This window comes from Frondihabitans sp. VKM Ac-2883, assembly GCF_015350875.1.
GTDB lineage: Bacteria > Actinomycetota > Actinomycetes > Actinomycetales > Microbacteriaceae > Frondihabitans.
In genome coordinates this window covers 68,421-82,853 of the sequence record NZ_JADKSF010000001.1, presented here as the reverse complement: position 1 = coordinate 82,853, position 14,433 = coordinate 68,421, and the positions used below count along the sequence as shown (strand labels likewise).

Sequence of the window (14,433 nt, the reverse complement as noted above, 5' to 3'; positions counted from 1 at the left end):
GAATTCGCAACCGCTCCCCTGCCATAACACTCTCCGGCAATTCGGTCCGAACTCATATATTCGCTAGGCTGACCAGCATTTGCTTGCGACCGATCTACTCGGAACAGGCGAAAAGCGTGACGAATGTGCTGATGACGATGTGAATGGGTAGACGACAGATGTTGTGGAATTTCGTAGTGGAGCGGTGGGACCAAATCTGGTTCGCCTCCTGGCAGCATCTGTCACTGGTGATCCAGTGCCTGGTGCTCGCCGTCATCCTGGCTCTGGTGATCGCGGCGCTCGTCTACCGCAGCCGCACCTGGAGCGCCGTGGCAAACGGTGTCTCGGCGGTCGGGCTGACCATTCCGTCGTTCGCGCTGATCGGCCTCCTGATCGCGCCGCTCGGCTTCGGCGTCGTGCCCTCGGTCGTCGTGGTGACCTTCTTCGCCGCACTCCCCGTGCTCCGCAACGCCGTGGTCGGCCTCAACGAGGTCGACCCCAGCATCGTCGAGTCGGCGCGCGGCATCGGCATGAGCAAGTTCCGCACCTTCCTCACCGTCGAGCTGCCGCTCGCCTGGCCGATCATTCTCACCGGCGTGCGAATCTCGGCGCAGATGGTGATGGGCGTCGCCGCCGTCACTGCCTACGCACTTGGCCCGGGTCTCGGCGGCTTCGTCTTCTCGGGGCTCTCCCGGCTCGGTGGCGCCAACTCCCTGCAATCAGTCGTCGTCGGGGTGGTGGGCGTCGTTGTCCTCGCCCTCGTCCTCGACCTTCTTCTCCTCGGCCTCGGCCGCCTGACCATCTCGCGAGGTATCCGTGTCGCACGCTGACTCCAAGAACGCTGACCCCACCACCACCATCGACAAGACCGCCGACTCCGGCCGCAGCATCCTGCTCGACCAGGTCACCAAGCGCTACCCGGGCCAGTCGAAGCCCGCCGTCGACGGAATCACGCTCGAGATCCCCGCCGGCCAGATCGTCATGCTCGTCGGCCCCTCGGGCTGCGGCAAGACGACGACGCTCAAGATGATCAACCGCCTGATCGAGCCGACCGAGGGCCGCATCGTCCTCGGCGACGACGACGTGACCGGCATCGACGGCGACGAGCTCCGCCGCCAGATCGGCTATGTGATCCAGGCCGGCGGCCTGTTCCCGCACATGACCGTGAGCCAGAACATCGCGGTCGTGCCGAAGATGCTGGGGTGGTCGAAGGAGCGCATCAGCGCCCGCGTCGACGAGCTGCTCGAATTGGTGTCGCTGGATCCTGCGGTCTACCGCGATCGGTTCCCGAAAGAGCTGTCGGGCGGACAGCAGCAGCGCATCGGCGTCGCCCGCGCACTGGCGGCCGACCCGCCCGTGCTGCTGATGGACGAGCCGTTCGGTGCCGTCGACCCGATCACGCGTCAGCGCCTGCAAGACGAGCTGATCAACATCCAGCACGAGCTCAAGAAGACCATCGTGATCGTCACGCACGACTTCGACGAGGCCGTGAAGCTCGGCGACTGGATCGTCGTCTTCTCGGAGGGCGCGCACATCGTGCAGTACGACACTCCAGAGCGCATTCTGGCCGAGCCCGCCAACGAGTTCGTCGAGAACTTCATCGGCGCCGGTGCCGGCCTCAAGCAGCTCACCCTGAACCGCGTGCGCGACGTCGAACTCGCCGAGGCGATCGTCGCCCACCCGGGCGACACCGCGTCGTCGGTGCTGGGACGCGTGGAAGAGGCGGGCCACGGCCACGCCGTCATCGTCGATTCGCGCGAGCGTCCGATCCGGTGGCCGTCGCGCCGCCAGCTCGGCCGTCTCGACACGATCCCCGCCGACGTCGACCCCGCGCTCCCCGTCGTCAGCCAGGGGTCGACCCTGAACGACGCGCTCGACACGATGCTCGTCTCGAGCGCCGGTGCCGCCCTCGTCACCGGTCAGCGCGACCGCTTCATCGGGGTCATCACGGTCGAGGTCGTCATGGAGGCGATCACGCGCTCGCGCCGTCTCGCCGCCGACGAGGCCTACAAGCCGGTCGGCACGAACACCGGAACGCTCGACGCGATTCCCGCAGTGACGCAGGCCGACGACTCCGAGCCGACCGAGGCTTCAGGATCCGCGTCCACCGTCGAGGCACCCCAGTGACCGACGTCGTAGCGGTAGAGAGGGCCAGCGGTACGACGAGCTGGCGCGGACTACTGATTCAGCCCGCTGCCATCGCCCTCGTCTTCGTGGGCTTCGTCGTCTGGTTGATGACCGCCGACCTCACGCCGAGCGAGCGCTCGACGCTCAACCCGTCCGACCTCGTCGACTACGCCGGTCAGCACCTCGCGCTGACCTTCGTGTCGGCGCTGATCGTGCTCGTGATCGCAATCCCGCTCGGGATCCTGCTCACCCGTCGCCCGTTCAACAAGGCCAGCGGCATCATCCTCGCCATCAGCAACTTCGGGCAGGCCGCACCGGCCATCGGCCTCGTCGTGCTTCTCGCGTTCTGGCTCGGCTTCAACTTCCGCTCGGCCGTCGTCGCGCTGGTGCTCTACGCGATCCTGCCGGTGCTGCGCAACACCATGATCGGCGTGCAGAGCGTCGATGCCCGCACGGTCGAGGCCGGGCGCGGCATGGGAATGTCATCGTTCGCCGTCCTGATGAAGGTGGAGCTGCCGCTCGCCGTGCCGGTGATGCTCTCGGGCATCCGCACCGCGCTCGTGCTGCTGGTCGGCTCGGCCGCCCTCGCGACGTTCATCGGCGCGGGCGGGCTCGGCCTGCTGATCACGACCGGCGTCACGCTCTACCTGCCCCGCGTGCTCATCTCGGGCGCCCTACTCATCGCGCTCCTCGCGCTGCTCATCGACTGGCTCGGCCGTCTCGTCGAGCATTTCGCCACTCCGAAGGGACTCCGATGACCCGCACTCCCCGCGCCCTGCGCGCCTCGCTCGTCGGCGGCCTCGCCGTCGCCGCGCTCGCCCTCACCGGCTGCGGCCTCCAGCCCGCCACCGCGTTCGTTCCGGCCGTCGCGCCGGGCTCGATCAAGCACATCGACGGCCTGCCCGCCGACGCGAAGCTGACCGTCACCAGCAAGAACTTCACCGAGCAGCTGATCCTCGGCAAGATCGCCGTGCTCGCCGCGAGCGCCGCCGGCTTCGATGTCACCGATATGACCAACGTGCCCGGTTCCGTCGCGGTCCGGCAGCTCATGCTGACCGGCGGTGCCGACGTGACGTACGAGTACACCGGTACGGCCTGGCTGACGTTCCTCGGCAACGCCAAGGGCATCCCCGATAAGGCCAAGCAGTACGCGGCGGTGCGCGACGCCGACGCGAAGAACGGCCTCGACTGGCTCCAGCCGGCCCCACTGAACAACACCTACGCCATGGCCATCCGCTCGGAGGCCGCGAAGAAGCTCGGCGTCACGAAGGTTTCGGACATCGCGAAGCTCCCCGTCGCCGATCGCACCTTCTGCGTCGAGTCGGAGTTTAACTCGCGGGCCGACGGCTTCAAGCCGATGCTGAAGCACTACGGCCTCGAGCTCGGCGGGTCGGGTAAGAACGGCGTGCCGTCCGGCAACGTCAGCATCCTCGACACCGGTGCGGTCTACACGGCCACCGACCAGGGCAAGTGCAACTTCGGCGAGGTGTACACGACCGACGGTCGCATCAACTCGCTCGACCTGACGGTGCTCGATGACGACGAGAAGTTCTTCCCCGCCTACAACGTCGCGCCGGTGTTCCGCTCCGCGACGCTCGACGAGTACCCCCAGCTGAAAGAGGTCTTCGACCAGATCTCGCCGAAGATCACCGACGAGCAGCTGCGCAAGCTGAACCTGCGCGTCGATGTCGGCGGCGAAGAGCCGGCTGACGTCGCCTTCGACTGGCTGAAGAGCGAAGGGTTCGTCACCGCCGGCTGACCGGCCGGCATCTTCGCCCAGCGTGCACAGATGGGGCTCCGACTCGTCGTTGGGGCCCTATCTGCGTCCTCTCGGGAACGAGACGGGAGTCCAGGATCCGGGGATTGGCCCTTTCGACCAAACCGCGGGGCCCTCTACCGTGACCCTGTGCCTACCCCCGATTCCTCCCACGCCCCCGCTCGCATGAGACCGTTCGCTCAGGTGGACGTTTTCGCGTCGGATCCTTACCTGGGTAACCCGGTCGCCGTCGTGCTCGACGCCGACGGAATGACCGACGAGGCCATGGCGTCGTTCGCCCGCTGGACGAACCTCTCCGAGACCACTTTCGTGCTGCCTCCCACCTCCCCCGACGCCGACTACCGGCTGCGGATCTTCACGCCGAGCGAAGAGCTGCCGTTCGCGGGGCACCCGACGCTCGGGTCGGCGCACGCGTGGCTGGAGGCGGGCGGGGTGCCTCGGCCCGGTGGTGCTGATGGCTCCGGCTCCGGCTTCGTCGTGCAGGAGTGCGCGGCCGGTCTCGTTACTCTTCGTCGCACCGACGGTCGTCTCGCCTTCGGCGCTCCCCCGACCATCCGCTCCGGCCCGGTCGACGAAGCCGACCTCACTCGTGTGGCCACTGCCCTCGGTGTCTCGCGCGCCGACATCGTCAGCCACCAGTGGATCGTCAACGGGCCGGAGTGGATGGGCATCGAGCTCGCCGACGCTGACGCGGTGCTCGCCGTCGAGCCCGACTTCAGCGGCGTCCTCGATCTCGCCATCGGCGTTTTCGGCGCCTACCCCGAGGGTGCCCGACACGCCTTCGAGGTACGCGGCTTCGTGCCGAACGTCGGAGTGGGCGAAGACCCCGTGACGGGCAGCCTCAACGCCGCGCTCGCGCAGTGGCTCCAGCGCGAGGGCCGGGCGCCGGCGTCGTACACGAACGGCCAGGGCACCCGGCTACAGCGCGACGGCGTCGTGTCGATCGACGTCGACTCCGCGGGAGCCGTGTGGGTCGGCGGGGCGACCACGACGCTGATCCGTGGAAGCGTTCTACTGTAGGTGGGTGGGGCGCGGATCCTGCGCTCTGCGTCTGTGCTTCTCTGTCTCCGCCTGTGCGCCGCTCTCGACGGCGCCGAGACTCCACAAATGGCCCATCGTGCGGCTGACGATGGGCCATTTGTGGAGTCTCGGCGCAGGACCGCCGCTCGCCGGAGCGGCGCTCAGCCGGCGTCGAAGGTGAGGGGGCCAGCAAGCTGCGAGATCAGGAGGATATGCTCGCGCATCTTCACCCGCTGCAGGTTCTCGACGCGCTCCGGGCCACCGAGCGCAAGTAGCGGCACGTAGCCGAAGCACTCGTCGAATTCCGGCTGACCGAGGCGCTCTACCGCCGGGGCATACGCATCCCAGTCAAACCTCCAGTCGAGATACTCCGGGTCGACGACCACTCGAACGAACGTCGAAGGCTTCTTGCCCACGACGTGGACGATGCCCTTTCGGAACAGCAGAAGATTGAAGTAGTCGCGCTCCCACACCACGACATCGCCGAGAGCAGTGGCGAAGATGGCAACCGCGTCGTTGTGGCCGGGATAGGCATCGGCGATCACGGGTGCCCACTCGGACGGGTCGACAAGTCGGAGGTATCCGCCCGCCCCGGTAGCGAGGCCGACCTCCCGCCACAGCTCCACGATCTCGTGAGGAACACGAGCCGAGTGCTCCCGGATCGACGCCTCAGGCATCGCGGAGACAGAAGTAAACGGAGGCATGGAGTTCAAGTTTCTAGAGACCGAGGTCAAGTTCGCGGAGTGCGAGCCCCTCGGGAATCTCACCCGTCTCGTAATAGGCGAGGTAGATGGCAGGCTCGTCCCGTTCAATCGGCCGAGCATCCCCGCGAGCGTCTCGGGGACGGGCCCCTCCGAGTCGTCCAGGGGGATCTGGGTGAAACCGTTGACGGTCGTGACGTGGGTTGACTGCATCCGCATCAAAGGGGGTCGAAGGCGAGAGGGCCTGCGAGCTGGGAGATGAACCCGCTGCAGGTTCTCGACGCGTTCCGGGCCACCCAGAACAAGGAGCGGCACGTGGCCAAAGCACTCATCGAACTCCGGCTGACCGAGACGCTCAACGGCCGGGGCATACGCATCCCAGTCGAACTTCCACTCGAGTAACCTGGCGTCGGCCACATAGGTGAAGAAGTTCGTGGCATCCGCTCCGACGACATCGACGATTCCATTGCGGAAACGGAGAAGGTAAAAGAGCCCCTTCTCCCACACGATCATGTCTCCCAGGGCCGTGGTGAAGGCAACAACGGCGTCGTCATGGCCCGGGCAGGCTTCGGCCAGAATCGGCTGCCATTCGGCCGGGTCTACGAGTCGGATGTATCCGCCCGCAGCTGAGCCTGTGCCTAGCTCCCTCCACAGATCCACCACCTCATGCGGCGTCCTCGACGCGTAAGAGTCGATGACCTCGTTACGGACGGCGCCGGCAGGCACGAATTCGGGGAGAGTGATCACAGATATTCCCAGCAGGTGAAATAAACGTCAACGAACATGGTTTCGCGCTCGGCACTCGCAGCCTCGACCGCCTCCGATGACACGCGAAATTGCGCCATGCTCTCCCCCTTCACCCGCTTTCGACGCTAAACGAGGTGATGCGCGGGCCGCAAGCCTGCAGGGGTGCACGTATGCCCCCGAAATCGAGACTCCAGTAGATGCGGGTGCCGACGACGCCTACCCGCACCTACTGGAGTCTCACGACATCGCGGCGCTCCAGCGGGCGGGTGAGCGAAGCGGCATCAGCGCGCGAGCAAAGCGGGGCAGCGCGCGAACGGTAGCGTGGAACCATGACCGAACTCGACGAGGCCATCGAACGATTCGTCCGGCCCCGGCGCGGAATCGAGGCGCTCCCCGTCGAATCGGAGGAGGTCGCCGGGTCGTGGGCGCTCCAGTCTCTGCTGGCCGAGACCGCGATCGCGCTTCGCCGACGCGGGATCGAGCCCGTCACGACCGTCATGCTCGGTCGGGCCGCGAACGGAGCCCCGATCTACAAGAGCGTTGCGCCGTGCTGGCCGCTCGAGATCTTCGCACTCACGGCCCGCGGGGTCGCGTTGCCGTATTCGATGCTGACGCAGGATGTTCCGGGGATGGATCCGCCACCGCGCATCGACGCTCCCGTCGTCTGCGTGCGCCCCACTCCGATCACGGTCGGCCCCGGGCCGGGCGACGTAGAGGTGAATCGACGGGGGCAGCTGCTGTGGCGGTGGGCCGCGACGGGGTCAGCGGATCCTTCGGCTCTGCCGTGGACGACCGGGTTCCGCGAGCGCTTCGACGCCAACTGGTCGGAGCACCGCTCGGGCCCGCTCGTCGAGCCGGTCGCGTTCGCCGTGGTGGATCATCTGGCGGGCCGGATCGAGCGCGGCGTCATCCACTGAGCCCCGCGCGGGCGGCGCACGGTGTCGACGCACCCACTGATGGCCAGATAACCCCCGATTGCCAGGCTGATTGAGGCCATCCGGGGGTGCGTCGCGGGATGGATAGTGGCTGAGTGACGGGCCGCCGGATCCTTCGGTTGCCGAATCGGGAGGACGACGACGCTGCCTGCGACGTACGAGGCGAGGGGCCCATCACGTTCGTGAGCGGCAATCGGCCGTAGGCTTCTCTTCTGTGTTCACCGACGAACAGCCCCGGCTCCTCGGCAACCGACGATCAGTCAGTCACGACCCTCCCGCCTTCCCGCGGTCGGCATGCGATGGGGCCCACGTCTCCAGACTGAAAGATCCGCCTCCGCATGCACGAAATCATCTACACGCTGACCGACGAAGCGCCCCGCCTCGCCACTGCCGCTCTTCTCCCCATCGTGCAGGCGTACGCGGAGAAAGCCGGTGTGCACGTCGAGACGCGTGACATCTCGTTGGCGGCGAGGATCCTGGCGAAGTTCCCGGAACACCTCCGCCCGGAGCAGCGTCAGCCCGACGCCCTCGAGGAGCTCCGGGCCCTGATCTCGGACCCGACGACGAACATCGTCAAGCTCCCCAACGTGTCTGCGTCACTGCCGCAGCTGCAGGCTGCGATCGCGGAGCTGCAGCAGGCCGGTTACGCCGTGCCCGACTACCCGGCCGCTTCCTCCGACCCGGCGAGCGAGACAATTCGGTCTCGGTACAACGCCCTCAAGGGCTCGGCCGTGAATCCGGTCCTCCGGCAGGGCAACTCCGACCGGCGTGCACCGGCCTCGGTGAAGGCCTACGCCCACAAGCACCCCCACCCCATGGGCCCCTGGAGCCCGGAGTCAAAGACGCACGTCGCCACCATGACGGCCAACGATTTCCGCGACACCGAGAGATCCACCATCGTCTCGGCCGACGGCCCGGTCACCATCGAGTTGGTCGGCGACGACGGCACCCACGCACCACTGCGAGAGCCCCTAATGGTTGGAGCTCAGGACGTCATCGACGCGGCGGTCCTTCGCGTGGGGCCTCTTCGCGAGTTCCTCGCCGAGCAGCTCGACCGCGCGCGAGAGGACGACCTCCTCTTCTCGGTGCACCTCAAAGCCACGATGATGAAAATCTCGGACCCGATCCTCTTCGGCCACGCCGTCCGCACGTACTTCCACACCGTCTTCGACGCGCACGGCGAAACTATGACAGCCGCCGGGATCAACCCCGACGACGGCCTCGCCGCACTGTTCGCCCGGCTGGAAAGCCTTCCCGACGGTGCCACCATCCGGGCGGCATTCGACGAAGCTCTCGCCGCCGAGCCGAAGCTGGCCATGGTCGACGTGGCCCGTGGCATCACGAACCTGCATGTGCCGAGCGACGTCATCGTCGACGCCTCCATGCCCGCCATGATCCGCTGGTCGGGTCAGATGACAGGGCCGGACGGATCCAGCCACGACACCCTCGCCGTCATCCCCGACTCCAGTTACGCCGGTTTCTACCAGACCGTCATCGACGACTGCCGCATCAACGGCGCCTTCGACCCGGCGACTCTCGGCACCGTGCCAAACGTGGGCCTCATGGCCGGCGCAGCCGAAGAATACGGCTCGCAAGACACCACCTTCGAAATCCCCCGCGCCGGGAGGGTGCTCGTCAGAGACGCTGCCGGAACGGTCCTCCTCGAACATGACGTCGCCCGCGGCGACATCTGGCGGATGTGCCGCACCCGCGACGACGCCATCAGAGACTGGGTCGCTCTCGCCGTCAAGCGCGCCACAGCAACCCACGCCCCCGCCGTCTTCTGGTTGGACTCGTCGCGCGCCCACGACACCGTCATCGCGCAGCTCGTCGCGAGCTACCTGGCCCTGCACGACACCACCGGCCTCGACATCACGATCATGGCGCCCGTCGACGCCATGACCTTCACCCTGGAACGATTCCGCCGGGGGGAAGAGACGATCTCCGTCACCGGGAACGTGCTCCGCGACTATCTCACCGACCTCTTCCCCATCATGGAGCTCGGCACCAGCGCCAAGATGCTGTCGGTCGTTCCCCTCCTCGCCGGTGGCGGACTCTTCGAAACCGGCGCCGGCGGAACCGCCCCGCGACTCCTCGACCAGCTCCGCGACGAGAACCACTTCCGGTGGGACAGCCTCGGCGAATATCTCGCTCTTGCGGCCAGCTTCGACCACCTCGCCACCACGACCGGCGACGCAGGAATCCGTGCCCTCGCCGACACCCTCGACCGCGCCACCGCGACGCTGCTCGACGAGAACAAGAGCCCTGCCGACGACGTCGGCACCATCGACAACCGTGGCAGCCACTTCTCCCTCGCCCTCTACTGGGCCCAAGAACTGAGCCGCCAAACCACCAGCCCCGACCTCAAGGCGGTGTTCACCCCGCTTGCAGAACAGCTCTCTTCCCACGAGGCCGCTATCGAGGGCGACCTCACCGGGGCGCAAGGCCACGAGCAGGATCTCGCCGGCCACTATCTGCTCTCCGACGCGGTTCTCGCCGACGTGATGCGGCCGTCGTCCCTCTTGAACGAGATCGTCGACAGCTTCGGCACTCACCAGCTCGGGGCATCGGTCAGCACGCGAGCCTGAACGCCGAGAGACCGTTCGCCCGGACTGGGGGTTAAACCACCCCTTTCCCGTTCGCCGTCTCCCCTAGGATTCAGAAAAAGCGGCCGAGATCACATCGGCCGCGCCTGACAACACGGGGGAACACCATGTCCGCACCACGTCTGCGCCGCCGCGCGCTCACGATCACCGCCGCTCTCGCCGGCACCGTCGGGCTCGCGCTCGGCGGCATCGCACCCGCGAACGCCGCGGCGCCGGTTACAGCAGCTCCGGCAGCGGCTCAGAGCGCGACCGCGTCGAGCCGCGCCCTCGACGCGCTGCACAACACCGACTTCGGAACGCCCGCCAGCCGAGCGGCCGTCACCCAGGCGTTGAACGGGACCGCTGCCGGATCCTCGACGCTTCCGTCGTCGTCGCTTCAGCGCAGCGCGACCACCGACGCGGTACGCCCGGCTCCCGCCGGCGCGATCCCGGCCGCGAAGGTCGACCCGAACGCGAACGCCGGTGGTGCGTACGCGCAGGCCGTTCTCGGCGACGAGCTTTATGGCGTCAGCTACGACTGGGAATCCGACGAGACGCGCCTTCAGCACTGGACATCGTTCGGCTGGAAGACGGTCGCCGGCGCTCCCACCGACATCGACGAGCAGGTCGTCGTCGTCGGAAGCCTGCTCTACTTCACGGTCAGCACGTACTCCCGCAGCGGCAAGGCCACTGTCACGCTCACCAGCTTCGACGGCACGAACTACGCCGCGGTGAAGACGTTCTCCCACGACGTCACGCTGGCCTCGGCCGGGTCGACGCTGACCATCGTCGAAGACACCACCGACTACGACAATTACGATGACGACTATTTCACCCAGACTTCGGCCATCACCCGCTACGACGGAACGACCTTCTCCACCCCGATCACGACAACGAAATCGCTGGCCAGCCCCGTCTCCATTGGCGACACTCAGTACTTCTGGGTCCAGAGCCTGACGTCGAACGCGATGGCTCTTTACCGCGTCGACCTGAGCGCTCTCACGCGGATTAGTGCATCGCCCGAGGCCATCACTGGCGTCGAATGGAAGGGTGCCTTCTACTTCGGTGGAGTCTCGCCGAAGACCGAGACCGTAGCCGTCTACCGCTTCGACGGCACCGGCGAACCGACCCCGGTCACCACCGGTGTCTCGTTCAAGACGGCCACGGCCCTGCCTGCCGTGGGTGTCTACGACGGCGACCTCGAGTTCACCAACCAGACGAAGGGCCAGCGCCCCACGCTGTACAGCTTCGACGGCACCACGACGACCAACGAGGGCCCGATCGGCGGGACCGTCGCACCGTTCGGCATGTTCAAGGAGTTCGGCTCGAAGCTGTTCTACACGTCGTACGACTTCGACGGATTCAGCACCTACATCTACGACAAGAACGCCAAGGCCGGCACCCCGATCGAGTCGACCGTCCCCACCGTCGCCGGAACCCCGAAGGTCGGCAAGAAGCTGACCGCCGTCCCCGGCGACTGGACCGCCACCGCCAAGCTCTCGTTCCAGTGGTCGGTCGACGGCAAGGCCATCGCCGGGGCGACCAAGCAGTACCACACGGTCGCGCCCGCCGAGCTCCGTCGCACCCTGACCGTCAAGGTCTCAGGATCCGGCCCGGCCTTCGTCACAGCCACCCAGACCAGCGCCTCGACCGCTGCCGCCCTCCCCGGCACCTTCGCGCTGAAGCCGGTCATCTCGGGCAAGACCGTCGTCGGCTCGAAGCTGACCGCCGTAACGTCAGGCCTCACGCCGAAGTCGGCCACGCTCACCTACCGCTGGTTGCGCGATGGCAAGCCGATTTCTGGCGCCACCAAGAAGACGCACACCGCGTCGAAGGGTGACGTCGGCACGAGCCTGACCGTCAGTGTCAAGGCGTCGAGCCCCGGCTACAGCACCGCCTCGGTGACAAGCGCGGCCAAGAAGGTCACGACGAAGAACTAGTCGCTTTACGCCAAAGGGCGAGTGTTCGGTGGCCTGGTGAGGTCGGATCCTAGGATCCGATTCTCTCACCACCGCCGATCACTCGCCTTTGTGCTGTCGCGCCCGACTATGCAGCGGGCTGCAACCCGCCAAGGTCGAGGGAGGCCGTCAACTCCCCCAGAATCATGATGATGCGCTTGGACTCGCGCGGAGAGAGCCCCTCGAGCAACGCACGGATGCCGTGGCGAGAGTCGCCGAGCGCATCGTCGAGCGCAGTGATCGCGGCGACGGTCAGGTGCAGCAGATGGCCCCGCCCGTCTCGGGGGTTCTCGGTCCGGGTCACGAGGCCGCGCTCCATCAGACGCGCCACGATGAGCGTGCTGGCTCCATTCGTCACTCCAAGGGCCCGCGCGATATCGAGGGCCCTGACGGGCTGGTCGAGATTGTTGAGCCGGGCCAGGAACTCGAGGGCCATGATCTCGTTGGCCCGGAGGTGCAGCAGATCTCGGAGCCGCCAGCGAAGCAGAGCGTCGGCGGTCTGAAGGGCAGACACGGCCTCGAGAAGCGCCACGGGCGTGGCAGGGGCGACTGGCGTTACTTGCGGTTCGTTGTCATCGTGCTCGTCGACGAGCGAGGCGGAGCATGAGCTCATGGAGGACCTTCCGTAGTGGGGTCCGCGAGCATCCGTCATCAGTCGGTGAATATCCGCAGGAAGCAATCGAAGCACACTTCCCTCACCACGCACTCATCTGCCTCGTCTGTCAGGCCCTTCGCGCCACCTCCGAGGGAGCAGGAATGACGAAGCGTCGAGGGAGAGGCGGTATGCGCATCCAGACGGAACGCTCCTCCCCCGTGTGATCGACCCAGCGCACCAGAAGCTCTTTGTCGGCGATGTACCTAACGACATCGACTCCGGAGCAGACCCCGAGCGCGCTCTGCTTTCGCAGGCGCCCCGCCGTTGCCACCGCGGCGGTGTGGAGCAGCGGTCGCACGTGGACGTCTCTCACGGTGTGGCGCCCCGTGTTTCGGAGCACCAGAGTCGTGCCGGCAACAGAAGTGCGCGTATGCCTCTTCGTCGGTTCGTCGAGGTAGGTCAGGGTGAAGGGCCCGGCCCGCGGCCCGGTGATGGCCTGCACGATCGGGATGACGGGGTGGTGCACGTCAGACCTGTGGCCTGAAATCGGCAGGACCGTCACGGTCTAGGCGCGGTGAGTGGTTGCGACGCGACGGCGACGGACGCTCGTCGCCAGCAGCGCGATGCCGCCGATGAGAAGAAGCCCTGCTGCCGTGAAGGCGCCGACCGAGTTGCTGCCGGTGTAGGCGAGTTCGGTGCCGGTGCCGGTGCCGGTGCCGGTCCCTGTTCCAGTGCCCGTGCCCGTGCCTGTGCCTGTACCGGTGCCGGTGCCTGTCCCCGTGCCTGTTCCGGTTCCACTTCCACCCGTGGGCGTACGGACGGTGACGACGTAGGTCTCCGAGTCAGACGGCGTGGTGCCGTTGCTGGCCGTGACTGTGACCGTGGTCTTGCCGGGGGTGGTCGGGGTACCGGAGATGACGCCGGTGGTGCCGTTCAGCGTCAGACCCGCGGGGAGGGGTGTCGACGTGTAGGTGGGCGTGGGGGTTCCGGTCGCCGTGACGGGGAACGAGTACGGCGTGCCCGCGGTCGCGGTCGTCGGAGCGCCCGAGGTGATCGTGGGCGCAACCGTCTGGGACGGGGTTCCTGGAGTGGGGCAGCCGGTGGGTGCGGTGATCGTGTTCGTGTCGAGCGTCACGGCCCCGGTGCGAGCGAGAAGACGACCCACGATGGTGGCGCTCGTGGTCACCGTCACCGACTGCTGGGCGAGGACCGTGCCACGGAACTGCGCGGCGGTGCCGATCGTCGCCGAGCTGCCGACCTGCCAGAAGACGTTGCACGCCGATGCGCCGCCCGTGAAGGTGATACGAGTCGCCGAGCCGATGGTCAGCGTCGAGGCGGCCTGGAACACCCAGACCGAGTTCGCGCTGCCGGCGAGCGTGAGGGCGCCGTTGTTCGAGAGCGCGAGCGCGCCGCCGGTGTAGACACCGGGGCTCAAGCTGAGCCCGTTGAGCTCGCTGATGCCCGTGCGGGTCGGTGTGAGAGAGGCGGCGACGTTGTACGCCGTCGTCGTGTCGGCCTGCGCCTGGGTCGCCGCGGCGTCGGTCTGATGGACCGTGCCGTTGACGACACCGTTCGGAGCTCCGCCGAAGCCGGTGATCGAGGTGCCGGGTGAGACGCCGAGGTCTCCGGTGACGACGGTGGGGCCGGTGTTAGTCACAGCACTCGCACCGAGGACGCCGTAGGTGGCAGCGGTCCCGAGGTTGACCGGCCCATCGATGACGGTCGCCGCCGACGCGGTCGATGCGGCGCCGAGAGCGAGAGCAGAAGCGAGTCCGATGCCGGTCGCAACCACGAACAGCGGGCGGAAGATGGGCGTTCTGGCCATGATGGCCCCTGCCTAAGTGGGAGAGGCACGTGTGCAAGCGTCGACGACGCCCGCGTGATCCCCGGTACTTGAGGTATACCCCACGAGTGGCCGTACGGGAAGACTGGTTCACAGATTCACCTAAGTCGTCGCAATTCGGCTTTCAGGTGGTTCACGAAATCAATCAACCTGGCAAATTGCCTGT

12 protein-coding genes are annotated in these 14,433 nt (G+C 67.0%); 8 read left to right on the top strand and 4 right to left on the bottom strand.

Annotation, left to right across the window (positions count from 1 at the left end):
- The first annotated feature begins 158 nt into the window (after positions 1–158).
- The 5 genes from ITJ49_RS00435 (at position 159) to ITJ49_RS00415 (ending at position 4,903) form a co-directional block, all read left to right on the top strand.
- Entirely contained in the window at positions 159–809 is a 651-nt protein-coding gene (locus ITJ49_RS00435) for an ABC transporter permease (RefSeq protein WP_370544314.1), read from the top strand.
- Positions 796–2,106: an ATP-binding cassette domain-containing protein gene (locus ITJ49_RS00430; protein WP_370544313.1), complete on the top strand. Its 1,311-nt coding sequence runs from the start codon at positions 796–798 to the stop codon at positions 2,104–2,106. Before ITJ49_RS00435 ends, ITJ49_RS00430 begins: the two co-directional genes overlap by 14 nt.
- The gene (locus ITJ49_RS00425) at positions 2,103–2,864 is read left to right on the top strand and encodes an ABC transporter permease (protein ID WP_233573061.1); all 762 of its coding nucleotides are present in this window, start codon (positions 2,103–2,105) and stop codon (positions 2,862–2,864) included. The genes ITJ49_RS00430 and ITJ49_RS00425 overlap by 4 nt, the downstream gene beginning before the upstream one ends.
- Complete coding sequence (locus ITJ49_RS00420; RefSeq protein ID WP_194600205.1) at positions 2,861–3,865, top strand: glycine betaine ABC transporter substrate-binding protein; 1,005 nt, start codon at positions 2,861–2,863, stop codon at positions 3,863–3,865. Before ITJ49_RS00425 ends, ITJ49_RS00420 begins: the two co-directional genes overlap by 4 nt.
- A gap of 183 nt (positions 3,866–4,048) precedes the next feature.
- Positions 4,049–4,903, top strand: a complete 855-nt coding sequence (locus tag ITJ49_RS00415; protein ID WP_194601336.1) for a PhzF family phenazine biosynthesis protein — start codon at positions 4,049–4,051, stop codon at positions 4,901–4,903.
- A gap of 161 nt (positions 4,904–5,064) precedes the next feature.
- Here ITJ49_RS00415 and ITJ49_RS00410 read toward each other — a convergent pair whose 3' ends face one another.
- Entirely contained in the window at positions 5,065–6,351 is a 1,287-nt protein-coding gene (locus tag ITJ49_RS00410) for a T6SS immunity protein Tdi1 domain-containing protein (RefSeq protein WP_194600203.1), read from the bottom strand.
- Between the two features lie 329 nt (positions 6,352–6,680).
- Here ITJ49_RS00410 and ITJ49_RS00405 point away from each other — a divergent pair, with 329 nt between their 5' ends.
- The 3 genes from ITJ49_RS00405 to ITJ49_RS00395 all read left to right on the top strand — a co-directional run bounded on the left by ITJ49_RS00405 (position 6,681) and on the right by ITJ49_RS00395 (position 11,811).
- On the top strand, positions 6,681–7,268 hold the full coding sequence (locus ITJ49_RS00405; protein WP_194600201.1) for a hypothetical protein: 588 nt from the start codon (positions 6,681–6,683) through the stop codon (positions 7,266–7,268).
- Positions 7,269–7,624: 356 nt separating this feature from the next.
- The gene (locus ITJ49_RS00400; protein ID WP_194600199.1) at positions 7,625–9,874 is read left to right on the top strand and encodes an NADP-dependent isocitrate dehydrogenase; all 2,250 of its coding nucleotides are present in this window, start codon (positions 7,625–7,627) and stop codon (positions 9,872–9,874) included.
- Positions 9,875–9,999: 125 nt separating this feature from the next.
- On the top strand, positions 10,000–11,811 hold the full coding sequence (locus ITJ49_RS00395) for a hypothetical protein (protein WP_194600197.1): 1,812 nt from the start codon (positions 10,000–10,002) through the stop codon (positions 11,809–11,811).
- A gap of 106 nt (positions 11,812–11,917) precedes the next feature.
- On the opposite strand, the gene ITJ49_RS00390 is transcribed toward ITJ49_RS00395, so the two are convergent.
- The 3 genes from ITJ49_RS00390 to ITJ49_RS00380 all read right to left on the bottom strand — a co-directional run bounded on the left by ITJ49_RS00390 (position 11,918) and on the right by ITJ49_RS00380 (position 14,249).
- A complete protein-coding gene (locus ITJ49_RS00390; protein ID WP_194600195.1) occupies positions 11,918–12,442 on the bottom strand; it encodes a MarR family winged helix-turn-helix transcriptional regulator in 525 nt (174 codons plus the stop codon).
- A 109-nt stretch (positions 12,443–12,551) separates the two neighbouring features.
- Entirely contained in the window at positions 12,552–12,950 is a 399-nt protein-coding gene (locus ITJ49_RS00385) for a hypothetical protein (protein ID WP_194600192.1), read from the bottom strand.
- A gap of 39 nt (positions 12,951–12,989) precedes the next feature.
- Positions 12,990–14,249: an ice-binding family protein gene (locus ITJ49_RS00380; protein WP_194600191.1), complete on the bottom strand. Its 1,260-nt coding sequence runs from the start codon at positions 14,247–14,249 to the stop codon at positions 12,990–12,992.
- Between the last annotated feature and the right edge of the window lie 184 nt (positions 14,250–14,433).

Excerpts from the sequence above, each read along its gene's own strand:
- ITJ49_RS00435 (WP_370544314.1), top strand. The coding sequence starts at position 159 with ATGTTGTGGAATTTCGTAGTGGAGCGGTGGGACCAAATCTGGTTCGCC.
- ITJ49_RS00420 (WP_194600205.1), top strand. The coding sequence starts at position 2,861 with ATGACCCGCACTCCCCGCGCCCTGCGCGCCTCGCTCGTCGGCGGCCTC.
- ITJ49_RS00415 (WP_194601336.1), top strand. The coding sequence starts at position 4,049 with ATGAGACCGTTCGCTCAGGTGGACGTTTTCGCGTCGGATCCTTACCTG.
- ITJ49_RS00405 (WP_194600201.1), top strand. The coding sequence starts at position 6,681 with ATGACCGAACTCGACGAGGCCATCGAACGATTCGTCCGGCCCCGGCGC.
- ITJ49_RS00400 (WP_194600199.1), top strand. The coding sequence starts at position 7,625 with ATGCACGAAATCATCTACACGCTGACCGACGAAGCGCCCCGCCTCGCC.
- ITJ49_RS00395 (WP_194600197.1), top strand. The coding sequence starts at position 10,000 with ATGTCCGCACCACGTCTGCGCCGCCGCGCGCTCACGATCACCGCCGCT.
- ITJ49_RS00390 (WP_194600195.1), bottom strand. The coding sequence starts at position 12,442 with ATGAGCTCATGCTCCGCCTCGCTCGTCGACGAGCACGATGACAACGAA.
- ITJ49_RS00380 (WP_194600191.1), bottom strand. The coding sequence starts at position 14,249 with ATGGCCAGAACGCCCATCTTCCGCCCGCTGTTCGTGGTTGCGACCGGC.